The sequence below is a fragment of the Agrococcus jenensis genome (assembly GCF_003752465.1).
GTDB lineage: Bacteria > Actinomycetota > Actinomycetes > Actinomycetales > Microbacteriaceae > Agrococcus > Agrococcus jenensis.
This window is the reverse complement of sequence record NZ_RKHJ01000001.1, coordinates 2,122,343-2,145,677: the sequence shown is the minus strand read 5'-3', so window position 1 is coordinate 2,145,677 and position 23,335 is coordinate 2,122,343. Positions and strand designations below refer to the sequence as shown.

The window sequence follows — 23,335 nt, the reverse complement described above, 5'->3', positions numbered from 1 at the left end:
AAAGGGCCGGCCCCGCGGGGCCGGCCCTTCTCCGTGCGATCGAGCTGCCGTCAGACGACGAGCTGCGCCGTCTTGCGGCTGCCGAGCACCTGGTCGATGAGCCCGTACTCGAGCGACTCCTCGGCCGACAGGAACGTGTCGCGCTCGATGTCCTTCGACACCCGCGCAACGTCGTGGTTCGAGTGCTTCGACAGCGTCTCCTCGAGCCATCCGCGCATCCGCAGCACCTCGCGCGCCTGGATCTCGATGTCGGAGGCCTGGCCGCGGCCGGCGTCCGAGGTCGCCGGCTGGTGGATGAGGATGCGGGCGTTCGGCAGCGCCAGGCGCTTGCCGGGCTCGCCGGCTGCGAGCAGCACGGCGGCGGCCGAGGCCGCCTGGCCGAGGCAGACCGTCTGCACCGCGGGACGGATGTACTGCATCGTGTCGTAGATCGCCGTCATGGCCGTGAACGAGCCGCCGGGCGAGTTGATGTACATCACGATGTCGCGGTCGGGGTCCTGCGACTCGAGCACGAGCAGCTGCGCCATGATGTCGTCCGCGGACGCGTCGTCGACCTGCACGCCGAGGAAGATGATGCGGTCCTCGAAGAGCTTCGCGTAGGGGTCCTGGCGCTTGAAGCCGTAGGGCGTGCGCTCCTCGAAGCTCGGCAGGATGTAGCGCGAGCCGGGCATCTGCAGCGCGTTGCCGCCCGCCTGGAACGTGGGAGTGTCCATCAGTTGCCCTCCTGGCCGGTGATGTCGTCGAAGGCTGAGCCCTCCTGGTCGGTGCCGCCGCCGCCGGTGACGTCGGTCGCGGAGTCGCGGACGTGGTCGACGAATCCGTACTCGAGCGCCTGCTGCGCGGTGAACCAGCGGTCGCGGTCGCCATCCTCGTTGACCTGCTCGACGCTCTTGCCCGTGCGCTCGGCGGTGATCTCCGCGAGGCGCTTCTTCATGTCGAGGATGAGCTGCGCCTGGGTCTGGATGTCGCTCGAGGTGCCGCCGAAGCCGCCGTGCGGCTGGTGCAGCAGCACGCGCGCGTTCGGCGTGATGTAGCGCTTGCCGGCGGTGCCGGCGGTGAGCAGCAGCTGCCCCATCGAGGCGGCCATGCCGATGCCGACGGTCACGATGTCGTTCGGCACGAACTGCATGGTGTCGTAGATCGCCATGCCGGCCGTGATCGAGCCGCCGGGCGAGTTGATGTAGAGGTAGATGTCCTTGGTCTGGTCCTCAGCCGCGAGGAGCAGGATCTTGGCGCAGATCTCGTTCGCGTTCTCGTCGCGCACCTCCTCGCCGAGCCAGATGATGCGATCGCGCAGCAGTCGGTCGAAGACCGACGGCGCGAAGACGGGTTCAGCCACGGGTGACTCCTTCTCTCGATTCGTCTCCAACCCTAGGCGGCGAACACGACGCGATCTGCCGTGTTCGCCGCAGGCGGAGGGTGCGGCGGAGGACGTCCCCTGGCACGCGAGAGGGGCCGGGCGCGCAGCCCGGCCCCTCGTCGTGGATCAGTCCTCGGTGTGCTGCGCGGCGAGCTTCGCCTCGGCCTCGCGGATGGCGCCCTCGACGTCGTCCTCGTCCACCTCGTTCGACGGCAGGAAGTCTGACAGGTCGACCGTCTCGCCCTTGTCGTCGACGACCGTGACGCGGCCGAGCAGCGTCGACAGCGTCTTGCCGCGGAGGATGTCGCCCAGCAGCACCGGCAGCTGGCCGTTCGCCTCGAGCGCGGTGACGAGCTCCTGCGGTGCCATGCCGTACTGCGCGGCCTGCTGCACGATGATCTGCGTGAGCTCCTGCTGCGTGACCTGCAGGCCCTCCTCCTCCGCGAAGCGGTCGAAGATCATCTGCTGCTTGAGCACCTTGCGGGTCTCCTGGCGGACCTCCTCGCCGTGCTCGGCGTCCTCGGCGCGGTTCTCGGCCTCGAGGTGGCGGACCACCTCGTCCTCGACGACGGCGGAGGGGATCTCGATCTCGACGGCGTCGACGAGCTCGTCCTGGAGGCGCTGGCGCGCCTGCTCGGCCTGGCCGAGGCGGCCGCTGCGGCCGGCCTGCACCTTGAGGTCCTCGCGCAGCTCGTCGATCGTGTCGAACTGGCTCGCCATCTGGGCGAAGTCGTCGTCGGCCTCGGGCAGCTCGCGCTCCTTGACGGCCTCGACGACGACCTTGACCTCGGCGTCCTTGCCGGCGTGGTCGCCGCCGACGAGCGTCGAGGTGAAGGTCGTCTCCTCACCGGCGGTGAGCGACTCGACGGCCTCGTCGATGCCGTCGATCAGCTCGCCGGAGCCGACCTCGTAGGAGATGCCGCTCGCGCTGTCGACGACCTCGCCCTCGATCGACGCGGTGAGGTCGAGCTGCACGAAGTCGCCGTTCGCGGCCGGGCGGTCGACGGTGACGAGCGTGCCGAAGCGGCCGCGGAGCTCGTCGAGCTCCTTCGCCACGGCCTCCTCGCCGACCTCGATCGCGTCGACGGTGATCGTGCGGCCCTCGACGGTGGGCAGCTCGAAGTCGGGGCGGACGTCGACCTCGATCTCGAGCACGAGGTCGCCGGAGAAGTCCTTGACCTCGGGCCACGCGGTGACGTCGGCCTGCGGGCGGCCCATCGGGCGGATGCCGGCCTCGGCGACGCCCTGGCGGTAGAACTCGTCGATCGACTCGGAGACGGCCTGGTTCAGGATGTCCTCGCGGCCGACGCGCTGGTCGATGATCGCGGTGGGCACCTTGCCCTTGCGGAAGCCGGGGACGCTGATCTGCTCGGCGACGGTCTTGTACGCCTGGTCGATCGCGGGACGCAGCTCTGCCGGCTCGACCGCGATGGTGAGCTTCGTGCGCGTGTTCTCGATCTTCTCGACCGTGGTCTTCACGAGGTGGTCTCCTGTGGTTCGTCGTTGGGCGGGCACTGGATGCCCGCGGCGCGCGTGGGCACGCCGGATCCGCCGCGAGAGGGCGGACCACCGCCCGAGTCTACCCGCTGGTCCGCCGAGTCCAATCCGAGTGGGCGCATGTGACGAACCACCGTCATGACCGCGCTCGCCCTCGTCGCTCCGCCTGCAATACTCAGGCGCGTGGAGACGACCCTCGAGCAGTGCCTCGTGCGCGCCGCCGACGGCGACCAGCGAGCCTTCGCGCAGCTGTACGACGCGACGTCGTCGCGCGTCTTCGGACTCGTGCTGCGCATCCTGGTGGATCGCGCGCAGGCGGAAGAGGTTGCGCAGGAGGTCTACCTCGAGGCCTGGCGTCAGGCGAAGCGCTTCGATCCCGATCGCGGCGCCGCCATCAGCTGGCTGCTGCAGATCGCGCACGCCCGTGCCGTCGACCGCGTGCGCGCCTCGCAGTCGCAGCGGGACCGCGACGCCCGCATCGGCGTGCGCGACACGGCGGTGCCCATCGACATGGTGTCCGAGCAGGCGGAGATCTCGCTCGAGGCCGCTCGCGCCCGGAAGGCGCTGCGCGAGCTGAGCGACCCGCAGCGCGAGGCCATCGAGCTCGCGTACTTCGACGGGCTGACGCAGACCGAGATCGCCGAGCGCGTCGGGGCGCCGCTCGGCACGGTCAAGACGAGATTGCGCGACGGCATGGTCCGTCTGCGCGGCATCCTGGGGGTGACGGCATGAACGGCGACCAGCGGTCCATCGACGACCTCGCCGCGGCGTACGCGCTCGACGCGCTGAGCGCAGACGAGCGGGCCCGGTTCGAGGCGCTCGCCTCGCCGGAGGCGAGGGCGGAGGCGGAGGCGCTCGCCGACACCGCCACGCTGCTCGCGGGCGACGCCGTCGCACCGCCGCCTTCCCTGCGCGCGTCGGTGCTCGACGCGATCGCGCGGGAGCCGCAGCTGCCTGCGGAGGCACCGGCCGAGGCCGCCGAGCCCGTCCGGCTCCCGTCGGTCCAGCCGGCCGCGCTCACGCCCGTGTCGATCGAGCCCGAGTCGTTCGGCGGCGGATCGGTCGACCCGAGCCGCACGCGCCGGCCCACCTCCGGAGGCCCCGGCCCCGCGGAGCGCCGAGCCCGCGCGCGCTGGCGCCCGCTCCGCGCCGTCGGCGCGGTCGCAGCCGGCGCCGCGCTGCTCCTCGGCGGCGTCGCGCTCGGCACGCAGCTCGGCGGCGACTCGCGCCAGGAGGCGCTCGGCGCCGTCGTCAGCGCGTCCGACGCGGAGCGCACCGAGGTCGAGATGCCCGACGGCTCGATCGCGACCGTCGTCTGGTCGGCAGAGCGCGGCCAGTCGGCGATCCTCTTCGACGGGCTCAGCGCCGCGCCGGAGGGCAGCACCTACCAGGCCTGGTACATCGACGCCGACGGCCCGCAGAGCGCCGGCACGTTCGAGGCCGGCGGCGGCGCGACCGCGTTCCTGCTCGACGGCGCGCTCACCGCGGGCAGCGCGGTCGGCGTGACGGTCGAGCCCGACGGCGGCTCCGACGCCCCGACGACCGACCCCATCCTCGTCGTCGAGACGTAGGCCGCTCCGACCCTGCGATACTCGGCAGGATGTCCGAGACGCCTGCCCCGCACGAGCCCGACGCGTCGCGAGGCCGACTCGGTCCCATCGCCGTCGCCGTCGCCGCCGTCGCGCTCATCGTCACGTGGAGCTCCGGCTTCGTGGGCGCCGAGCTCGCGGCACGGGCCGGCGGCGAGCCGGTCACCGTGCTCGCGTGGCGCTTCGTCGTGCTCGCTGCGCTCCTCGCCGTCGTGATGCTCGTGCTGCGGCGGCGCTGGCCGGGTCGGCGCAGCTGGCTCCGGCAGGGCACCATCGGGCTGCTCAGCCAGGCCGGCTACCTGCTGCTCGTCTTCGAGGGCGTGCGCGCGGGCGTCGACGGCGGCACCTCGTCCCTCATCGCCGCCCTGCAGCCGATGCTCGTCGCGACGATCGCGGGTCGCGTGCTCGGCGAGCGCGCCACCCGGTGGATGTGGTGCGGCATGGTCGTGGGGCTCGTGGGCGTCGCGCTCGTGGTCTCCGGCGCGCTCGGCGGTGCGGGCGCGCCGCTCTGGGCGTACGCGCTGCCGTTCGGGGCCGTGCTGTGCCTCGGCACCGGCACCGTGCTGCAGCGCCGCTGGCACCTGGACGACGACCTGCTGCAGACGATCACGATCCAGGCCGTGGTCGCGGCCGTCGCCTTCATGGCCGTCGCGCTGCTGCGCGGGCAGGCCGCGCCGCCGACCACGCCCGAGGTCTGGTTCGCCATCCTGTGGCTCGTGCTGCTCGCGAGCCTCGGCGGCTACGTGCTCTACATCACGGTCACCCGCTCGCACGGCGCGACGTTCGTGAGCACGCTGCTGTACCTGACGCCGCCGACGACGATGCTGTGGGTGTGGCTGATCTTCGACGTGCCCGTCACGCCGCTCGGCCTCGCGGGGCTCGCGGTCGCCGCCGCGGGCGTCGCCATCGTGCTCGTGGCGCAGCGGCGGGCTGCCCGGGGCGACTGAGCTCGCCGGTCAGTCGATCGGCTCGACCCCGGTGAGCCGCAGCTCCTCGACGTCGAGGCGCGACTGCACGCGCCGGGCGACCGCGTCGTCGACGACGCCCTCGCGGCGCAGCTGCTGCAGCACCTCCCGCTTGCGCTCGAGCAGCGCGAGCCGCAGGTGCGCGTACTGCTCGTGCCGCGCGCGGGGAGGCGCGGGCTGCGGCCGCGGGGCGTCGACGAGCACGGCGGACTCCCCCGCGTCCGTCTCGGTGCGCGCAGCCGGCTCGTCGCGCGCATCCGTGGTCACCAGATGGTCCTCGTAGTCGCGCAGCAGGCGGGCGCGCGTCTCGTCGTCGATGCCGTGCTTCGCGGCGAGCTCCGTCATCGCCGCGAGCGCCGCGTCGGTGATGGCGCGCTCCGCGAGCTGCAGCTCCCGCTGCTCGGAGGCGTCCTCCGGCAGTCGCGCCCAGCGCACCACCGCGGGCAGCGCAGGCCCCTGCACGAGCAGCGTCAGCACGATGACGCCCGCTGCGACGAAGATGATGTCGTCGCGGGCCGCGAGCGGCGTGCCGTCCGCGGCGACCGTCGGCACCGAGAGCGCGATCGCGAGCGACACGGCGCCCCGGAAGCCCGCGACCGAGCTCACCACCCGCGCGCGGTAGGTCATGCGGCGCGCGCGCTGCGAGGGCCGCCGGTCGAGCATCCGGATCGCGTAGGCGCTCAGCGACAGGAAGGCGAAGCGCACGAGCAGCAGGCCGGTCCACACCGCGACGGTGAGCGCCACGAGCCTGCCGAGCGCTGCCGCGTCGGTCTGGTGCGCGATGAGCTGCACCTCGAGCCCGATGAGCACGAAGAGCGCACCGTTGAGCACGGCGGCGCCGAGCGGCCACGCCGCCTCGGTCTGCCGGCGCGACGCCGCGGTGCTGATGCGGCTGCTGGCATAGGAGACCGCGAGGCCCGCGACGACGACGGCGAGCACACCGGAGCCGTGGATGAGCTCGGCGGCGAGGAACGCGGCGAACGGCGTGACGAGCAGGGCGATGTTGATCGACATCGCGTCGCGCACCCGGCGCAGCACCAGCAGTGCGAGGCCGGCGACCGCGAGCCCTGCGGCGGCGCCGCCGAGGTACGAGAGCAGCACCATCCCGGTGATGTCGAGCGGCGTGAATCGGCCGCCCACGGCGACGCCCACCGCGATCGCGTAGACGACGAGCGCGGTGCCGTCGTTCGTGAGGCTCTCGGCCTTCAGCAGCATGAAGTTGCGGCGCGGCAGCGAGCGTCCGAGCGCGGCGACCGCCGTCGCATCCGGCGGCGCGACCGCGGCGCCCAGGATGAGCGCGACCTCCCACGGCACACCGAACAGGTGGGCGATGCCCGCGACCGCGAAGGCCGTCGCCACCACGAGCAGCGTGCTGGCGATGACGATGCCGCGCAGGTCGCGGCGGATGGAGCGGAGCGAGGTCGTGAGGCTCTCCCAGAAGAGCATCACCGGCAGGAAGACGAGCAGCATCGTCTCGGGCGGCAGCTGGATCTCGCGCAGCTCCGGCACGAAGCCGAGTAGCAGGCCGAGCAGCACGAGCAGCAGTGGCGCCGCGAGGCGCAGCCTGGGCGCGAGCAGCACGCCCACGAGCACCGATGCGCCGAGCAGCACCGTGACCTCGAGTCCATCCATCGCGCACCTCCCCTGCCAGCGTCCCGCGCGGCCGTGTCGCCGCGATGACGCGGCGATGTCGCTTCGGCGACAGAAGTCCATGGTGCGCTCGACGGGGATGATCGCGGCAGGGCCTGTCGGTGCCCCTCTCGCGCTGCTGGTCGCGATCGCGGGGCCGCGCGGCGAGACTGGGAGCCCACCCAGGAGGACGCCATGGCCGCCGATCTGCTCTCGAGCCTCGACCTCGCGCGTCGCGACGAGCCCACGCCGCAGCTCGACGTGCACGCGAGCCTGCTCGACTGGCTCGCGTTCCAGCGCCACGAGTTCCGCCGCAAGTGGCGCGACCTCTCCCCCGAGCAGCTCGCCGCGTGGTCGGTGCCGCCGGTCGAGCTGTCGGTGCTGGGCCTCATCCGTCACATGCAGCAGATGGAGCATCACTACCTGACGTGGGGGCTCGGGGGCGGTGAGCGCATCGAGACCTATGGCGACGACGACTACGCGGGCGGATCCGCGGCGACCGTCGAGGAGGACGTGCGGCTGTACCTCGCGGAGGTCGCGCGGGCGGATGCCGCCATCGCCGCCATGCCGGCGCTCGACGCTCCCGGACGGGGCAGCGGCGCACCGCTCTCGCACCTGCTCATCAAGATAATCGACGAGTACGCGCTGCACAGCGGGCAGGCGCACATGCTGCGCTTCGCGGCGCTCGGGCGGGTGCAGCGGTAGCGACCGCTACTTCAGCTGCCCGCGGATCTCGCCGGGCGGGTTGGTCGGGGTGTGCACGTTGACGTAGTACGACCGCGGGTTCGCCTCGATGGCCGCGAGCAGCATCGGGTCGGCGGTCGTGCAGGTGTCGACCTCGAAGCTCGTGGCGGCGACGACGGACAGCGGGACGACCACAGGACCGGGCGCGTTGCGCGGTGCTACATGGATGTGCGCGGCGGCGGCCGGAGCCGACAGGCCGTCGACCTCGAGCGTGTAGCAGAGCTGGTCGCCGTCGATCTCGTAGCTGAACCAGCCGTGCGCACCGAAGTCGTTCGGCGCGGGCACCTCCTGCCCGCCGTTCAGCGGGATCGCGGGCGCGGCGTTCGCAGCGCCGGCGGAGGTGAGCGTCAACGCCGCGGCCGCGGCGAGGGTGAGGGCGGTGATGCGGGTGTTGCGGGTCGTGCGCATGGCGTGTGCTCACTTCTCAGGGCCGATCCCTGGTCGATCCGGACGCTACGCCGAGCGGGCGCGGCGCACAACGCCCCGTTCGGCCGATCAGGGCTCCGGCGTGAGGACGTCGAGGATCTCGGCGATCGGCGCCTGCCGCGCCTCGCGCCAAGCCTCGCCCGCCCAGAGGTGCAGTCGCGATGCGTCGCCCGCGGCGGCCGCATCGGCGCGCATCGCCCGCGTGAGGTGGTGCAGGGCCGGGTAGCCGGAGGGCGCGCCGGCGTCATGCCGCTCGACGAAGCCGTTGACGAGGGCTCGGGCCGGGCGGCCGGTGAAGGCGCGCGTGAGCGTCGTCCGCTCGAACGCGGGGTCGACGAGCGCCGCGCGATGCGTCGCGGACGTGCCCGCCTCGTCGGCGAGGAGGGCGGCGGTGCCGATCGCGACCGCATCCGCGCCGGCCTCGAGCAGCGCCCGCACCTGCTGCGGGCGGGCGACGCCGCCCGCGGCGACGATCGGGAGCGTCGTCGCCGCACGAACCGCGGCCACGAGCTCGAGGAGCGGCATGTCGGCCGGCAGCACGCCCTGCGCCCAGATGCCGGAGTGCCCGCCCGCGGCGGCGCCCTGCACGACGAGCGAGTCCACGCCGGACGCTGCCGCCTCGCGTGCCTCGTCGACCGATGTGACCGTCTGCATTGAGGGGATGCCGGCGTCCGCGAAGGCGGCCAGCACCGCCCGATCCGGCAGCCCGAACGTGAACGAGACGAGCGGCACGCGGGCCTGGAGCAGCAGCGCGACCTTCGCATCCCACGCGTCGTCGTCCTCGCGCTTGGACGGCACGGGTCCGCCGCCGAGGTCGTCGCGGATGCGCTCGGCGTAGCCCTCGTAGTCGGCATCCGCGATGGGGTGGAGGTTCGGCACGAAGAGGTTGACGCCGAAGCGCTCGGTGCCGCGAGCGCGCACCTCGTCGATCTGGCTCGCGAGCGCCTCAGCGCTCTTGTAGCCACCGGCGAGCTGGGCGAAGGCGCCTGCCTCGGCCGCCGCGGCGACCAGCTCGGCGGTGCTCGGCCCGCCCGCCATCGGCGCGACCATCACGGGGCGGGTGTCGTCGAGCAGCGCAGCGGGCGTCATCGTCCCATCGTCCCGTACCGTCCCGCTGTCGGATGACCTCAGTCCTGACGCGTCACGACGATCTCGAGCGGGAAGATCGCGACCGGTGGGCCGAGGGCCGACTCCGACAGCCGCACGGTCAGGTAGCCCGCGACCACCGCGCCGAGGACGAGCCCCCAGGCGACCCCGAGCACGAGCCGGCGCACGCGCCGGACGAAGACGGGGTCGTGGCGCTGCCACTGCATCACGAGCCAGGCGAGCGCCACGAGCCCGACGACGGCACCCTGCACCTCGCGCATGACGTGCACCGTGGCGGACCATCCCGGTTCGTCGCCACCGCCGACGCCGGTCGACCCCAGCGCGAACGTCAGCAGCCACGCGGCGAGGAACCCGAGCACGAGGAAGCGGATGCCCCAGTCGCGTCGCTCCGTGAAGTCGACGTCCGTGAGCTGCGTCGTCGCGCTTTCGGTCATGACGCTCACCCTGGCCGAGCGCCGGAGGAAGCGCAATGGCAGCGGGCAAGCGTCGGAGCGCGGCGCTACCGTGAGCGCGTGGAAGCTGCAGTCGTCGTCGGGGCTTCGAGCGAGATCGGGCGGGCCATCGCGGAGTACTTCGCGAGCCGCGGGCTCGCGCTGCACCTGTGGGGGCGTGACCGTGACCGGCTGGCGCAGACCGGGATCGCGTGCGAAGCGGCAGGCGCCGGCGCGATCAGCGAGACGGTCGTCGACCTCGAGGACGCCGAGCAGCTGCGCGCGGCGGTCGCGGGCGTGGTGGAGAGCGGGCAGTCGATCGTCGGGCTCGTCTGGGCGGCCGGTCAGTTCCAGTGGGGCCGGTTCGACACCGTCGATCCAGCCGGCGCGGAGAGCGTCCTGACGACGACCTTCACCGCTGCGGTCACGACGACGCAGCTCCTGCTGCCGTCGCTGATCGCTGCGGCGCCCTCGACCGTCGTGTTCGTCGGCTCAGGCGCGGGCCGTCAGGCGTACGCCGACAACGCCGCGTACGTCGCGGCGAAGCACGGCATCCGTGGCTTCGCGGAGGCCCTCCACCTGGACGTGTGCGACGAGGGCGTCACCGTGGGCATCGTCAGCGCGGGGCTGGTCACCGCCGGGGCGGGCCAGTTCGCTCCCGCCGCCCGCGAGCGTCCCGATGCGATGCTGCGGCCGATCGACATCGCCCGAGCGGTGCAGTTCATCGCCGAGTCGCCGGCCAACGTCTGCCCCACCGAGATCGTGCTCCGTCCCGCGACGCGACACCTCTGAGGGGCGACCGCTCCCGCACCCAGCGCTCAGCTCGCCAGCCGCTCCCGCGTGTGGCCGTGCGAGGCGTCGATCGCGTCGATGTAGGCCGTGATCGCGTCGCGGTTCTGCGTCAGGAAGGCGATCTTCTCCGTCATGCGGTCACGCTCGCTGACGAGCAGCTGCCGCAGGCCCGGTTCCGCGTCGTGGACGACGATCGTGCGCGACTGATGCAGGCACGGGAGGATGTCCGCCACGATCCGAGTGGGGATGCCCGCATCCACCAGTCCACGGATCTTCTGCACCCGGTCGACGAGGTACTCGTCGTAGTCCCGATAGCCGTTGCTCAGCCGATGGGGCGTGATGAGTCCCTGCTGCTCGTAGTAGCGCAGCATCCTCGCCGGTACCCCGGTCCGTGCGGCGAGCTCTCCGATGCGCATGCGAACGATCCTGACGTCGACTTGACCTTGACACTGATGACAACCTTCAGACTAGCAGTGCACGTTCGGACACCAACAGGAGGAGCACCATGACGACCATCGGCTTGATCGGCAGCGGCAACATCGGCGGCGGGATCGCGCGCCTGGCGATCGCCGCGGGCTACGACGTCGTGCTGAGCAACAGCAGGGGCCCGGAGACGCTGGCTGACCTGGTCGCGGAGCTCGGTCCCGGTGCACGAGCCGCGACGCCGGCAGAGGCCGCCGCGGCGGGCGACCTCGTGGTCGTCTCGGTGCCGCTGCGTGCGTACCCGGACGTGCCGGTCGCCGAGCTGCGCGGCAAGACCGTCATCGACACGAACAACTACTACCCGGAGCGCGACGGGCACATCCCGGCGCTCGACGACGAGTCGACGACCACGGCGGAGCTGCTGCAGGCGCACCTGCCGGACTCGACCGTCGTGAAGGCGTTCAACAGCATCTACTTCCCGCACCTGGCGAGCCTGGGCCGGCCCTCCGGCGACCCCGAGCGCTCGGTGCTCCCCGTCGCCGGTGACGACGCCGCGGCGAAGACTGCGGTGACGGAGTTCCTCGACACGATCGGCTACGACGCGCTCGACGTCGGTCCGCTGGCCGAGGGGTGGCGCTTCCAGCGCGACATGCCTGCCTACACGGCTCCCTACTTCGCCGGCACCGACCCCAACGAGGGCCGACCCGTCGGCCGAGCAGAGCTGAGCGACCGGCTCGCAGAGGCCAAGCGGTACCGCGACCTCTGAGTCAGCACCATCCAACGCCGCGGGACGCCCCGCGGCCGATCCGCCGCGCCTCGGCACGCCTGCCGAGGCCTGCATCCACGAGAAGGACGAACTTGAGCAACGACCGCACGATGATCCTGGGGATGCACCTCGGGAACGGATACGGATCCCAGGGAGCCGCCTGGCGCTTCCCTGGTGTTGATCCCGCGAACTACGCAAGCTTCGACGCCCAGGTGCGCTACGCACAGGCCGCTGAGCGCGGGAAGTTCGCCTTCCTGTTCCTGCCCGACTTCCCCGGCCTGCAGGGCGATCTCGCCAGCGAGTCTCCGCAGATCACGCTCGAGCCGATGCTGACGCTCGCGGCGATCGCGCGCGAGACCGCGCGCATCGGCCTGGTCGCCACCGGCTCCACCACCTTCAACGAGCCGTTCAACATCGCCCGCCAGTTCAAGGCGCTCGACGTCATGAGCCACGGGCGCGCCGGATGGAACGCCGTCACCACGAGCGACCCCGGCGCCGCCGCGAACTACGGCCAGACGATCGCGCCTCGGCCGGAGCGCTACCAGCGGGCGCACGAGACGATCCAGATCGCGCAGGCGCTCTGGGGCAGCTGGCAGCGGGACGCGTGGCTGCAGGACACGGCGGCCGGCCGCTTCGCCGATCCCGAGAAGATCCAGCCCATCAACCTCCAGGGACAGCACGTCGCCTCCCGCGGACCGCTGCCCATCCCTCCGTCCGAGCAGGGGCAGCCCGTCATCTTCGCCGCGGGCGGCGGCGACAATGGGATCGAGCTCGCCGGACGCTACGCGAGCGGCGTGATCGGTGCGGCCTTCACCATCGAGGATGCCCGCAGTCAGCGCGCCGCCGTCCGGGACGCCGCCCGTCGGGCTGGCCGCGACCCCGACGAGGTGAAGTTCTTCGCCGGAGTCATGCCGGCGATCGGCCCCACGAAGCGGGCCGCGCTCGATCGACGAGTGAGGCTCGGCGAGCACAGCGCCCCGGCCCGCGTCTCATACCTCGGTTCGATGCTGGGCCTCGCCCTCGACGCGAGGCAGCTCGACGAGCCGCTGAGCGCGTCGCAGCTGACCATCGCGCGCGCCAGCGAGTTCGACCCGCGCTCCGCACGCGCGCTCGAGGTCGCGCGGGAGGGGTGGACGCTGCGCGAGATCCTCGCCCACGGCGTCATCGACTACCACCCGACCCCCGTCGGCACCGCCGCCGTCACCGCTGACCACATGCAGGAGTGGTTCGAGGCGGGCGCCTGCGACGGCTTCTGGGTCTCGATCGACGTGAACGAGGACGGCATCGACACCTTCGTCGACGAGGTCATGCCGATCCTGCAGGAGCGCGGACTCTTCCACCACGACTACGAGGGATCCACCCTCCGCGACCACCTCGGGGCGCCGGCGCAGTACGGCCTCGACCCGCGTGTCTCCTAGATGGGCCGCGAGACGCCGCATCAGCACGCGCAGTCCCCGACCGTCGAGGCGGTCCTCGACCAGCATCGGTACCGGGCGATCTTCCGCCAGCACGCAGCCGCGGTCGCGGTGGTGACCCTCGACGGGCCGACCGGCCCCGTCGGCTTCACCGCGACGTCGGTCATCTCCGTGTCCGCCAGCCCGCCGGTGCTCGCCTTCTCCGTCGCCGGCACGTCGTCGTCCTGGCCGGCGCTCTCGACGGCCGAGACGGTCGTCGTGAACTTCCTCTCGGCCGACCAGGCCGACGTGTCGGCTCGCTTCGCGACGCCCGGCATCGACCGGTTCGCCGACCGCGGGTGGGACCGCCTGCCGACAGGCGAGCCCGTACTGCATGGCGTGCGGGCGCGGGTGCGGGCGCGAGTCCTCGACCGGATCCCGGCCGGGAGCAGCTTCCTCGTCACCCTGCTCGGCCTCGACAGCGATGCGCCGCGGCGCGACGCACGACCGCTCATCTACCTCGACCGGACCTATCCCCTGCTGCAGAGCCAGGGGACGGACCATCCAGCGTCAGCCGTTGACTGACCGCTGCTCGTCTTCCCCGCGAGCGCGCTGATCCTCACCCGAGCGTTCGCGCGATCTCGGCGATGGCGGCCGGGCCGACACGGCAGCAGCCGCCGATGAAGCGGGCGCCAGCCTCGGCCCAGGAGCTGGTGAGCGCCGCATCGAATCCAGGCTCGCCGACCCATCGACGGGCTGCGCCATCCCAGGTCTCGCCGGAGTTGGGGTAGACGACCGCGGGCTTGCCGCTCGCCGCGACCGCGGCGCGCACCGCCGGCAGCGCATCGCCGGGCGTGCAGCAGTTCACGCCCACCGCCACGATGTGCTCGCGGTCGGCGGCGAGCGCGAACGCCTCGGCCGCCGGACGACCGTCCCGCAGCCGATCCCCAGCGACGGTGCACGAGAGCCAGGCGGGCGTCCCGAGCTCGTCGACGAGATCGAGCAGCACCGAGACCTCGTCGAGATCCGGGATCGTCTCGAGCGCGAGCAGGTCGGGCCCGGCGCTCACGAGCAGCTCCATCCGCGGCCCGTGAAAGTCGCGGAGGGCGCTCCGACTCATCCCGTAGCGACCGCGGTACTCCGACCCGTCGGCGAGCACGGCACCGTACGGGCCCACGGATGCCGCGACCAGCCGGACCGCGCGGTCCCCAGCCGCCGCGGCGACCTCGTCTCGCGCCTGCCGGGCGATCGTCACGCTCTGCCGGATGAGCGCCTCGGCCTCCGCGCGCGTCATGCCGGCGTGCTGGAACCCGCCGAGGCTCGCCTGGTAGCTCGCTGTCGTCGTGACCTGCGCGCCGGCCTCGAAGTACGTCCGGTGCACGGCCGCGATCTCGCCGGGCGCGTCGCGCAGCAGCCGGGCCGTCCACAGCTCGTCGGTGAGATCGTGACCGCGGTCGGCGAGCGCGTTGGAGAGTCCGCCATCCAGCACGACGACCGGCGCCATCCCCGGTGCCAGCACCTGCACATCCTCTCGGAAGGAGTCGGGGCGACAGGATTCGAACCTGCGACCTCCCGCCCCCAAAGCGGGCGCTCTAGCCAAGCTGAGCTACGCCCCGTAGGGATCGCTCCCGTACGAGTGGCGAGTCTACCGGCGGCTGAGCGGGCCCTAGCCACAGTCGACTCGACCCCTTCCCGCCGACCGGACCCGTTGCAGCGGGTCGAGTCGACCGGAAGGGGTCGAGTCGGCAGAGCGGGGAGCCCGTGATGCGCCGGACTCCCCGCAACCTGTGACGCGGTCGGTCACCGCGGCCGCTCAGCGCCCGCCGATCATCCGAAGGTGAACGAGTAGGCCTCGACGCCGGCGGGGACCGTCACCTCGATCGTGCCCTGGCGGCTGGCGTCGACCCGCAGCAGCTCGTACGACCGCGGTGTGCCCGAGACGGGGATCTCGACGCGCTCGCCATCGACGTCCGCGACGACCGTGCCCTCCCCTGCGAGCACCATCCGCACCTCCTGGCCGCGGTACTGCAGCCGCACGTCCGCCGCGTCGCCGCGCGGGGTGACGAACTGCGTCTCGAGCTGCCACGCGCCGTCGAGCGCGAAGGTGTCGGCGGCCTGCTCGGCCGGGTAGGCGAAGTCCTCGGTCTGCGTGGAGTAGCGCTCCTCGCCGCCGAAGTTCTGCACCTTGGTCGTGCCGAGGTACGACTCGGGCGTGATCTCGGTGTTCACCGGCGTCTCGTCCGACATCTCGGTGACGGCGGGCAGCTCGACATCCGGGTTCGCCTGCTGCAGCAGCTCGCGGATCATCTGCTCGCCCTCCCGGTACTGCCCCTCGCCGAAGTGCACGTTGCGCACGGTGCCCTCGGCGTCGATGAGGTAGCGCGCCGGCCAGTAGGCGTTGCGGTAGTTCGTCCAGGTCGAGAGCGAGTTGTCGATCGCCACCGGGTACTCGATGCCGAGCGCCTCGGCGCCCTGGATGACGTTCGGCCGCTCCTTCTCGAACGCGTACTCAGGACTGTGCACGCCGATCACCTGCAGACCGGCATCCGCGTAGGCGTCGTGCCAGGCGTTCATGTGCGGCGCCGAGCGCTGGCAGTTGATGCAGGAGTAGGCCCAGAAGTCGACGAGCACGACCTGCCCGCGGAGCTCGGCGAGGTCGATCGGCTGGTCGCCGTCGGTGTTGAACCACGAGTCGATGCCGCGGATGCTCGGAGCCGTGCCGCACTCCTGCAGCTCGGTCGCGCCCGGGTCGCAGAGATCCAGGTCCTGGTTCTCCTCGGTCTCGAGGCCGCCGATCGAGATCGCCTCCTGCACCTCCTCGTTGCCCGCGATGTACTCCTGGATCGCCGAGGTGTAGTCGGGCACGAGCCGCTGCAGCCGCGCCGGCACGTCGAAGACGAGGCCGAGCGCGAGCAGCAGCATGAGCGCACCCGAGACGGTGCGGATGACGCCCTGGCGCTTGCGGAAGGCCTTGATGCGCTCGGCGAGGCCGCGGCCCGCGAGCGCGAAGAACAGCAGCGGCAGCGCCGCGCCGATGGCGAAGGAGACGGTGAGCACGACGGTGTCGGGGCCGATCTGGCCGGTGGAGCCCGCGACCGTGATGGCGGCGAGCACCGGTCCGGCGCACGGCACGTAGACGGCGCCGAGCGCGAGGCCGAGCGGGAAGCCCTGGAGCTTCGACGACTTCTCGCCCGCGGTCTGCAGGAACGGGAGCTTCTCGAAGGGCTTCTCGAGCAGGTGCTGGAACTGCGGCACGATGAGGCCGACGCCGATGAGCGCGAGCACGATGATGCCCGCCCACCGCAGCACGTCCTGCGGGAGGCCGAGGAGGCTGAGCACGAGGCTGCCGGCGAGCGTCATGAGCGTGAAGCTCACGACGATGCCCGAGATCACGAGGTAGGGCCGCCAGCGCGAGATCGACCGCTGCTTGACGCTCGCGCGGGTCGCGGTGGCGACGCCGCCGCTCCCCTGCGCGGCGTCGGCGGAGGCATCCGAGGCCTGCTCGTCACGCGCGGACTGCATGCCGCCCGAGAAGAGGATGACGGGCAGCACCGGGATGATGCATGGCGAGATGCCGGTGATGAATCCACCCAGCAATCCGATCAGGGCGAGCATGGTGCCTCCTTGGCGAGTTGCCGATGGTTCGGCGCGGCGGCGCTCCCGGATGGCCTCGGATGTCGATGAGCGATCTTCCAATCCGCGTCTCGCAGGTCTCCGAACCCCTGGCATCACCGGCTCGCACGGGCCGGCAACCCAACAGGGAAGGAGAGCAGCGATGCTCACCAAGAAGAACCCCAAGATGGCCGGGCTCGTGCTCGTCGGCACGGCGACGCTCGTGCTCGCGGGCTGCTCGATGGGCGGCTCCACGACGGCTGACGAGACGATGGAGCCGACGACGGCCCCCAGCGCCTCCGAGGAGTCGATGGAGACCGAAGCCGCGATGGACCCCGCCTACGACAACCTTGTCGGCGCCGGCTGCGCGATGTACGACGAGGCGGTGCCGGACGGCGCGGGCTCGATCGTCGGCATGTCCCAGGACCCGGTCGCGGTCGCGGCCTCGAACAACCCGATGCTCACGCAGCTCGTCGCGGCCGTCTCCGGCCAGCTGAACCCGGATGTCGACCTCGTCGACACGCTGAACGGCGACGAGTTCACGGTCTTCGCACCGGTCGACGACGCCTTCGCGGCGCTGCCCGCCGAGACCGTCGAGATGCTGCAGACGCCCGAGGGCGCCGAGACGCTCAGCACGGTGCTGACCTACCACGTCATCCCCGGCCAGATCGCGCCCGACGCGATCGCCGGCACCCACATGACGGTCCAGGGCGAGGAGCTCATGGTCGAGGGCGACGCTGACGAGCTCATGGTCAACGGCGACGCCGCGACCGTCGTCTGCGGTGGCGTCCAGACCGCCAACGCCACGGTCTACCTCATCGACTCGGTGCTCATGCCGCCGTCGATGGGCTGATCCAGCAGCACACGCATCGAAGGGGCCGGTCCGCGAGGACCGGCCCCTTCGTCGTGCGCGCGATCGTCGGGCTGAACGCGTTCAGCCAAGATGGGTGCATGACGAACCAGAGCGGTGCCACGAAGGGCGCCCGCACCGCGGCCCGCATCCGCGAGGTCGCGTTCGCCGCGCTGCGTGAGGACGGCTGGCGCGCGACGACGATGCGCGGCATCGCCGACCGCGCCGGGGTGTCGCCCGGCACGATCTACCTCTCGATGCCCTCGAAGGACCACCTGCTGCTCGCGCTCTACGACGAGACGGTCATCCGCATCGAGCAACGGGCGATCGAGGCCATCGCCGGGGTGCGGCCGTTCGCCGCGCGGCTGGGCATCGCGCTCGACATCGCGCTCGACGAGATCGCGCCGTTCCACCGGGTGGCGACGGAGGCGCTCGGCCAGGCGATCACCGCGGACTCGCCCGTGAGCCCCTTCGGCGAGGCGTCGAGGGCGTCGCGAGAGCGGATGGTGGGGCTGTTCGCGACCCTCGTCGAGGGATCCGACCTGCTCGCCGACCGCCAGCTGCGTCGAGCCCTGCCCGAGCTGCTCTGGGGGCTGTTCATGGCGGGCATGCTCGCGTGGACGACCGACCGCAGCCGCGACCAGCGGCGCACCCAGGCGCTGCTGCAGCAGGCGGTGCCGATGATCGACCGCGCGATCCGGATCACCGCGGTGCCGCTGCTGCGGGCGCAGGTGCGCGACCTGCTCGCCCTCACGGCCGCGCTGAAGGAGCTTCCCGATGACGACGCGTGAGCGCCGCCACCTCGCCACGAGCTAGAGCGTGCGCTCCCGGATCATCCGCGCGAGCTCGAGCCCGGAGTCCTTCACGGTGCGCTCCTGGGTGTCGTAGTCGACGCGCACGATGCCGAAGCGCTTGTGGTAGCCCCACGCCCACTCGTAGTTGTCCATGAGCGACCAGTAGAAGTAGCCCTTGACCGGCACGCCCGCGTCGATCGCATCGAGCACCGCGCCGATGTGGAGGCGGAGGAAGTCGACCCGCTCGGCGTCGTGCACGCGCTGCTCACCCGTCGCCGCATCCGTGTCGAGCACGTCGTCGTAGGCCGCACCGTTCTCGGTGACCCAGAGGTCGACGCCCTTCGGGCCGGCGTAGTCCTCGTGGAGGCGGCGCAGCAGCCGGGTGAGCCCCTCCGGCTGCACCTCCCAGCCCATGGTGGTCGTCGGCAGTCCGCGCGAGTGGATCTCGACGCCGTCCGCGGCGGGGAACGGGCTGCGGATCGGCCGGTCGGTCGGCGCATCCTGCAGCATCGGCTCCGCCAGGGGCTCGAACGAGCACGCGTCGCCGTGGTAGTAGTTCACGCCCAGGACGTCGATCGGCGCGCCGATGATGGCGAGGTCGCCGTCCTGCACGACCGCGTCGAGGCCGAGGTGGCCGACGTCGGCCAGCAGCGTCTCGGGGTAGCTGCCGCGCAGGATCGGGTCGACGAAGAAGCGGTTGTACTGCTCGTCGATGCGCCGTGCGGCGTCGACGTCGGAGGGATTCGTCGGGTCGACCGGGTCGGCGACCGTGAAGTTGAGCGTGATGCCGAGCCGCTCCGCGCCGGCGTCGCGCAGCGCCTGCACGGCCATGCCGTGCGCGAGCAGCAGGTGGTGCCCGGCGGCCAGGCCGTCGGCGACGCTCTGCCGGCCGGGGGCGTGGGCGCCCGCGATGTAGGAGAGGAACGACGAGCACCACGGCTCGTTGAGCGTCGTCCAGTTGTCGACGCGGTCGCCGAGCTTCTCGTGCACGGCGAGCGCGTAGTCGACGAAGCGGCTCGCGGTGTCGCGCGACGGCCAGCCGCCCGCCTCCTCGAGCACCTGCGGCAGGTCCCAGTGGTAGAGCGTGAGCCAGGGCATGATGTCGGCGTCGAGCAGCTCATCGACGAGCCGCGAGTAGAAGTCGAGGCCCGCGGCGTTCGGCGCACCGCCATCAGGGCATACGCGCGACCAGCTGGTCGAGAAGCGGTACGACTGCAGCCCGAGGTCGCGCATCATCGCCACGTCGCTGGGCATGCGGTGGTAGTGGTCGCACGCGATGTCGCCGGTGTGGCCGTCGATCACGGCGCCGGGCACGCGGGCGAACGCGTCCCAGATGCTGGGGCGACGGCCGTCCTCGGCCGCGGCGCCCTCGATCTGGTAGGCGGCGGTCGCGCCGCCGAGGATGAGGTCTGTGGGGATGCTGCGCTGCACCGCACGAGCGTATCCCGCCATCCGGGGTGCCGATGTGCATGCCGGATGCGGTGCGGATGGCGCCGACCGGATGCGGTAGATTCGACCAGTCCCGACGCGCGAGCGCGGGGCGCGCGGGCGTAGCTCAATGGTAGAGCCTCAGTCTTCCAAACTGATTACGCGGGTTCGATTCCCGTCGCCCGCTCTGTCGTCCTCCACAGCCCCCCTCGAGCGGGCGCCGCCCCGCCGGGCCGTGTCAGTGGCCGGTGGGAGACTGCGCCCATGTCGACGGAGATCCAGGCCTCTCGGTGGCCGGTGCACCGGCAGCTGCCGGTGCCGCTCGACCCCGCCGCGGCCAACGGGCCGCTCTGGCTGCGGGGGCCGCGACCCGGCGACGTGGCGGACCCCGACGACCGCGTGGCGACGCCGGCTGAGACGGGTTCCGAGCTTGCGCCCGTGCCGGTGCCGCTGCCTGTGGACGTGCCCGTGCCGACGGTGCAGGATGTGCGCGCGTCGGCGATCAAGATCGTCGTCGACCTCGACGCCGCGATCGCGGGGCTGCAGGCGATGCGCACCCACGCGCTCGCCGGGCTCGGGCTGCTGGCGCTCGAGGAGGCCGGCGACGCGCACCTCGACGCCGGGATCGTCATGCGAGACCTCGCGAACGAGCTCGCACTCCGCCAGCGCCGCAGCGACCGCACCGTCGAAGCCGAGATCGACCGCGCCATGCGGATCCTCGACGAATGGCCCGCAACCCTGCGCGCCTGGGGCGAGACCCGCATCCACCAAGGACACCTCCGCGTCATCACCGACATCGGCGCACCACTCAAGACGCCGGAAGCACGAGCCGCGTTCGAGGCGGCCCTGCTGCCCGTCGCCGAGACGACGACCCCGGCACGGCTCGCGAAGATCGCCCGCCGCGAGCTCGAGCAGCTCATCGAGGAGCCGCTGACCGAGCGGCACCGCATCGCCCGAGACGGACGCGAGGTGTTCGTCACCGACCTCGCCGACGCCATGTCGAGACTCGTGCTCGTCATCCCCACCGTCCTCGCCCACGGCATCCTCGACCGCGCCACCGAGATGGCGCGCGCCGCCGACCCGAACGACCCGCGCACCGCCGACCAGCGCCGCGCCGACGCATGCTGCGACCTGCTGCTCACCGGCGAGCCGACCGACCGGGCATTGGCGGGCATACGCGCCCAGGTCTCGATCGTCATCCCGGCGACCGTGCTCCTCGGCGACGACGGCAGCGACGACAGCCGCGACGACAGCGCCAGGCTGCGCAGCGGCGCGCTCGTCGACCCCGACACCGCCCGCTGGCTCGCCGGCGTCACGAAGACCTGTACCCGCGTGTTCACCGACCCCGTCAAGGGACACGTCATCGCGGCCGACACCTACCGGCCATCGCGCAAGGTCCGGCGACTGCTGCGCGAACGAGACCAGCGGTGCCGATGGCCCGGCTGCTGCGCCAAGGCCGAGCACGCCGACATCGACCACACCATCGCCTGGATCGACGGCGGGAAGACCACCCCCGGCAACCTCGCCCACCTCTGCAGACGACATCACATGCTCAAGGGCGCCGTCCTCCCCGCCGGCAGACGATGGAAGGTGACCCAGATCGAACCCGGCGTGCTCCAGTTCGAGTCACCGATGGGCGCCGTGTACGTCGACGAGCCCGAACAGGTGGGCCCCAGGTTCACCGAGAGCTACACCGAATGGCTCTGGCGAGGGACGTTCGGGCCGGCACCGAAGGCGCTGTTCTAGTCGATCGGTCTCGATACGCGTGCCGCTGCGCGACGCGCTACTCGACCAGCGTGGTGGCGGCGCCCGCGCTCACAGCCGCACGCAGTAGCGTGCCGGTGTGCAGGCCAGGCTCGTCTCCCGTCCCCGCCGGCAGGGCTCGACCCGGCTCGGCGCGGCCCTCGTCGCGATCGCATCGCTCGCCCTCGCCGCCTGCGTCGCGATGCCGCCCTCGACGCCCGACGACCCGGCCATCCCCGAGAGCCCAACGCCGGTCTTCAGCGACATCGCGCCCGCGCCGACCACCAACGGCCCCACCGATCCCCCGGTGCCGACGACCGCGCCCGGCGAGTTCTCCTACGGCGACACCGTGACGATCCACACCGACCGCGGGTCGACGTGGGAGGTCACGGCCCAGCGCTCGATCGATCCGGCCGACGACCTCGCCGCGATGACGGGCGGAGTGCCGCGCGCCGGCGAGCGCTTCGTCATCCTCGAGCTCGAGATCACGAACGTGGGCGTCATCACGACGCATCCGATGCACGACATGACCTTCGCGTACCAGCCCGACGGCGGACCCTTCACCGACCAGAACTCCGCGTCGACCGCAGCGGCACCGAACGACCTCGGCTACATCTACGACTTCGCGCCCGGCGACAGCGAGGTCGCGCAGGTGATCGTGGCGGTGCGCGCCGACGACCCGACCGGATCGTGGGTCATCAGTCCGTCGGAGTCGGGGATCGACGCGGCGACGCTGTATCGGTGGCGCTGAGGCGCGTCACAGCTGGCAGCCGGAGCACCAGTAGAGCTTGCGCCCCTGCATCGTCTCGAGCGCGATCGAGGTGCCGCAGCGACGGCACGGCTGACCCTCACGCTTGTAGACCCAGTGCCGGTCGGCGCGGTTCGCGAGCGCCGCAGCCCGACGCGCGCCGCGCAGCCCGTCGATCGTGAGCATCTGCCCGGTCTCGACGCCGATGCGCAGCAGCTTCACCCAGTCCCGCCAGAGCCGGCGCAGCTCGTCCTCCGGCACGACGTTGCCCGGGCGGTGCGGATCCATCCGGGCGCGGAACAGCAGCTCGGCACGGTAGACGTTGCCGATCCCGGCGACGACCGACTGGTCCATGAGCAGCTGCCCGATCGCCTGGCCCGACCGTGCGGCGCGCGCGACGAAGCGGTCCTCCGCGCGCCGGCGCGACTCGGTGGGGGCCTCCGGATCGGGACCCAGCCGATCCGCGAGCGCCCGCACCTGCGCGGGCTCGAGCACCTCGCACACGGTCGGGCCGCGCAGGTCGGCGACGGCGGCCGCGGTGAGGATGCGCACGCGCACCTGCCCGACCGGCTCCGGCGGGAAGTCCCCGACCTCGCTCGCCGTCTCGCGCTCCCCCGCGCGCAGCCGGGCGAGCCGCGGCGCGCCGATCGACGCGATCGAGTCCTCGTGCTCGCCGTCCGTGCCGGCACCGCCGCCGACGCCGCGCATGCCGGTCTGCCCCGTCCGGGCGGCACCCACCGCGAGGGTGCTCGCGAGGATGGTGGGGTCGACCGAGATGGCGCCCGCGAAGTCCCACGCGCCGTAGATGCCGAGGTGCACGTGCAGCACCCGGTCCGGCGCCGCCGCGGTGCCGTCGAACCCCAGCAGCAGGTGCTTGCCGATCGCCTCCGACGAGGTGATCGTGCGGCCGTCGAGCTCGGCGGCGCCGACCTCGAAGCGGCCCTGCGGGCTCGTCACGGCGGCGCGGCTGCCGACGAAGTTCGCCCCGAACTGCCGGGCGATGCGATGGACGGAATGCCCCTCAGGCATCGGAGCCT

General features: G+C 72.2%; 24 protein-coding genes and 2 tRNA genes. 13 read left to right on the top strand and 13 right to left on the bottom strand.

Going from position 1 to position 23,335, the window contains the following annotated elements:
* Positions 1–50: 50 nt before the first annotated feature.
* The 3 genes from EDD26_RS10555 to tig form a co-directional block, all read right to left on the bottom strand.
* Positions 51–713, bottom strand: coding sequence for an ATP-dependent Clp protease proteolytic subunit (locus tag EDD26_RS10555; RefSeq protein ID WP_123697674.1), 663 nt, complete (start codon positions 711–713; stop codon positions 51–53).
* Entirely contained in the window at positions 713–1,339 is a 627-nt protein-coding gene (locus EDD26_RS10550) for an ATP-dependent Clp protease proteolytic subunit (RefSeq protein ID WP_123697673.1), read from the bottom strand. The genes EDD26_RS10555 and EDD26_RS10550 overlap by 1 nt, the downstream gene beginning before the upstream one ends.
* Positions 1,340–1,486: 147 nt before the next feature.
* Positions 1,487–2,839 (bottom strand): trigger factor, encoded by a 1,353-nt coding sequence (gene tig / locus EDD26_RS10545; protein WP_170165612.1) that lies wholly within the window; start codon positions 2,837–2,839, stop codon positions 1,487–1,489.
* Positions 2,840–3,040: 201 nt separating this feature from the next.
* On the opposite strand from tig, the gene sigK reads away from it, so the two are divergent.
* The 3 genes from sigK to EDD26_RS10530 are packed head-to-tail and all read left to right on the top strand — an operon-like array spanning position 3,041 to position 5,393.
* A complete protein-coding gene (gene sigK / locus EDD26_RS10540; RefSeq protein WP_245989854.1) occupies positions 3,041–3,589 on the top strand; it encodes an ECF RNA polymerase sigma factor SigK in 549 nt (182 codons plus the stop codon).
* Positions 3,586–4,428, top strand: coding sequence for an anti-sigma factor (locus EDD26_RS10535; RefSeq protein WP_123697671.1), 843 nt, complete (start codon positions 3,586–3,588; stop codon positions 4,426–4,428). The genes sigK and EDD26_RS10535 overlap by 4 nt, the downstream gene beginning before the upstream one ends.
* A 29-nt stretch (positions 4,429–4,457) precedes the next feature.
* Complete coding sequence (locus tag EDD26_RS10530) at positions 4,458–5,393, top strand: DMT family transporter (protein ID WP_123697670.1); 936 nt, start codon at positions 4,458–4,460, stop codon at positions 5,391–5,393.
* Between the two features lie 9 nt (positions 5,394–5,402).
* Here the strand turns inward: EDD26_RS10530 and EDD26_RS10525 are convergent, their stop codons facing one another.
* Positions 5,403–7,043 (bottom strand): Na+/H+ antiporter, encoded by a 1,641-nt coding sequence (locus tag EDD26_RS10525; RefSeq protein WP_123697669.1) that lies wholly within the window; start codon positions 7,041–7,043, stop codon positions 5,403–5,405.
* A gap of 192 nt (positions 7,044–7,235) precedes the next feature.
* Between EDD26_RS10525 and EDD26_RS10520 the strand changes: the two genes are divergently transcribed.
* Complete coding sequence (locus tag EDD26_RS10520) at positions 7,236–7,745, top strand: mycothiol transferase (protein ID WP_123697668.1); 510 nt, start codon at positions 7,236–7,238, stop codon at positions 7,743–7,745.
* Positions 7,746–7,751: 6 nt separating this feature from the next.
* Here the strand turns inward: EDD26_RS10520 and EDD26_RS10515 are convergent, their stop codons facing one another.
* From EDD26_RS10515 to EDD26_RS14740, 3 genes are all read right to left on the bottom strand, one after another.
* Entirely contained in the window at positions 7,752–8,192 is a 441-nt protein-coding gene (locus EDD26_RS10515) for a CHRD domain-containing protein (RefSeq protein WP_123697667.1), read from the bottom strand.
* An 87-nt stretch (positions 8,193–8,279) separates the two neighbouring features.
* Entirely contained in the window at positions 8,280–9,299 is a 1,020-nt protein-coding gene (locus tag EDD26_RS10510; protein WP_123697666.1) for a nitronate monooxygenase, read from the bottom strand.
* A 38-nt stretch (positions 9,300–9,337) separates the two neighbouring features.
* Positions 9,338–9,751, bottom strand: a complete 414-nt coding sequence (locus EDD26_RS14740) for a hypothetical protein (protein WP_170165611.1) — start codon at positions 9,749–9,751, stop codon at positions 9,338–9,340.
* A 78-nt stretch (positions 9,752–9,829) separates the two neighbouring features.
* Here EDD26_RS14740 and EDD26_RS14735 point away from each other — a divergent pair, with 78 nt between their 5' ends.
* Positions 9,830–10,540 carry an SDR family oxidoreductase gene (locus EDD26_RS14735; RefSeq protein ID WP_170165610.1) on the top strand — a complete coding sequence of 237 codons (711 nt, stop codon included), beginning with the start codon at positions 9,830–9,832 and terminating at the stop codon, positions 10,538–10,540.
* Between the two features lie 26 nt (positions 10,541–10,566).
* Here the strand turns inward: EDD26_RS14735 and EDD26_RS10500 are convergent, their stop codons facing one another.
* The gene (locus EDD26_RS10500) at positions 10,567–10,956 is read right to left on the bottom strand and encodes a MerR family transcriptional regulator (protein ID WP_123697664.1); all 390 of its coding nucleotides are present in this window, start codon (positions 10,954–10,956) and stop codon (positions 10,567–10,569) included.
* Positions 10,957–11,045: 89 nt separating this feature from the next.
* Between EDD26_RS10500 and EDD26_RS10495 the strand changes: the two genes are divergently transcribed.
* From EDD26_RS10495 to EDD26_RS10485, 3 genes are all read left to right on the top strand, one after another.
* Entirely contained in the window at positions 11,046–11,729 is a 684-nt protein-coding gene (locus EDD26_RS10495) for an NADPH-dependent F420 reductase (RefSeq protein WP_123697663.1), read from the top strand.
* 110 nt (positions 11,730–11,839) lie between these two features.
* A complete protein-coding gene (locus tag EDD26_RS10490) occupies positions 11,840–13,147 on the top strand; it encodes an NtaA/DmoA family FMN-dependent monooxygenase (RefSeq protein ID WP_123698545.1) in 1,308 nt (435 codons plus the stop codon).
* The gene (locus EDD26_RS10485; protein ID WP_123697662.1) at positions 13,148–13,708 is read left to right on the top strand and encodes a flavin reductase family protein; all 561 of its coding nucleotides are present in this window, start codon (positions 13,148–13,150) and stop codon (positions 13,706–13,708) included.
* A 34-nt stretch (positions 13,709–13,742) separates the two neighbouring features.
* On the opposite strand, the gene mmuM is transcribed toward EDD26_RS10485, so the two are convergent.
* The 3 genes from mmuM to EDD26_RS10470 form a co-directional block, all read right to left on the bottom strand.
* Complete coding sequence (gene mmuM / locus EDD26_RS10480) at positions 13,743–14,642, bottom strand: homocysteine S-methyltransferase (protein WP_148058730.1); 900 nt, start codon at positions 14,640–14,642, stop codon at positions 13,743–13,745.
* Positions 14,643–14,664: 22 nt separating this feature from the next.
* Positions 14,665–14,739: transfer RNA gene (locus EDD26_RS10475), tRNA-Pro, on the bottom strand.
* 211 nt (positions 14,740–14,950) lie between these two features.
* Positions 14,951–16,738: a redoxin domain-containing protein gene (locus EDD26_RS10470; protein ID WP_123697660.1), complete on the bottom strand. Its 1,788-nt coding sequence runs from the start codon at positions 16,736–16,738 to the stop codon at positions 14,951–14,953.
* Positions 16,739–16,898: 160 nt separating this feature from the next.
* Here EDD26_RS10470 and EDD26_RS10465 point away from each other — a divergent pair, with 160 nt between their 5' ends.
* The gene (locus EDD26_RS10465) at positions 16,899–17,588 is read left to right on the top strand and encodes a fasciclin domain-containing protein (RefSeq protein ID WP_123697659.1); all 690 of its coding nucleotides are present in this window, start codon (positions 16,899–16,901) and stop codon (positions 17,586–17,588) included.
* Between the two features lie 98 nt (positions 17,589–17,686).
* On the top strand, positions 17,687–18,376 hold the full coding sequence (locus EDD26_RS10460) for a TetR/AcrR family transcriptional regulator (protein WP_123697658.1): 690 nt from the start codon (positions 17,687–17,689) through the stop codon (positions 18,374–18,376).
* Positions 18,377–18,397: 21 nt separating this feature from the next.
* Here the strand turns inward: EDD26_RS10460 and EDD26_RS10455 are convergent, their stop codons facing one another.
* Positions 18,398–19,831, bottom strand: coding sequence for a GH1 family beta-glucosidase (locus tag EDD26_RS10455; RefSeq protein WP_123697657.1), 1,434 nt, complete (start codon positions 19,829–19,831; stop codon positions 18,398–18,400).
* A 92-nt stretch (positions 19,832–19,923) separates the two neighbouring features.
* Here EDD26_RS10455 and EDD26_RS10450 point away from each other — a divergent pair.
* The 3 genes from EDD26_RS10450 (at position 19,924) to EDD26_RS10440 (ending at position 22,301) form a co-directional block, all read left to right on the top strand.
* A tRNA-Gly gene (locus EDD26_RS10450) sits at positions 19,924–19,994 on the top strand.
* 77 nt (positions 19,995–20,071) lie between these two features.
* A complete protein-coding gene (locus EDD26_RS10445; protein WP_123697656.1) occupies positions 20,072–21,553 on the top strand; it encodes an HNH endonuclease signature motif containing protein in 1,482 nt (493 codons plus the stop codon).
* Positions 21,554–21,650: 97 nt separating this feature from the next.
* On the top strand, positions 21,651–22,301 hold the full coding sequence (locus EDD26_RS10440; protein WP_123697655.1) for a hypothetical protein: 651 nt from the start codon (positions 21,651–21,653) through the stop codon (positions 22,299–22,301).
* A 6-nt stretch (positions 22,302–22,307) separates the two neighbouring features.
* On the opposite strand, the gene EDD26_RS10435 is transcribed toward EDD26_RS10440, so the two are convergent.
* Positions 22,308–23,327 (bottom strand): Fpg/Nei family DNA glycosylase, encoded by a 1,020-nt coding sequence (locus tag EDD26_RS10435; protein ID WP_123697654.1) that lies wholly within the window; start codon positions 23,325–23,327, stop codon positions 22,308–22,310.
* Positions 23,328–23,335: the final 8 nt, after the last annotated feature.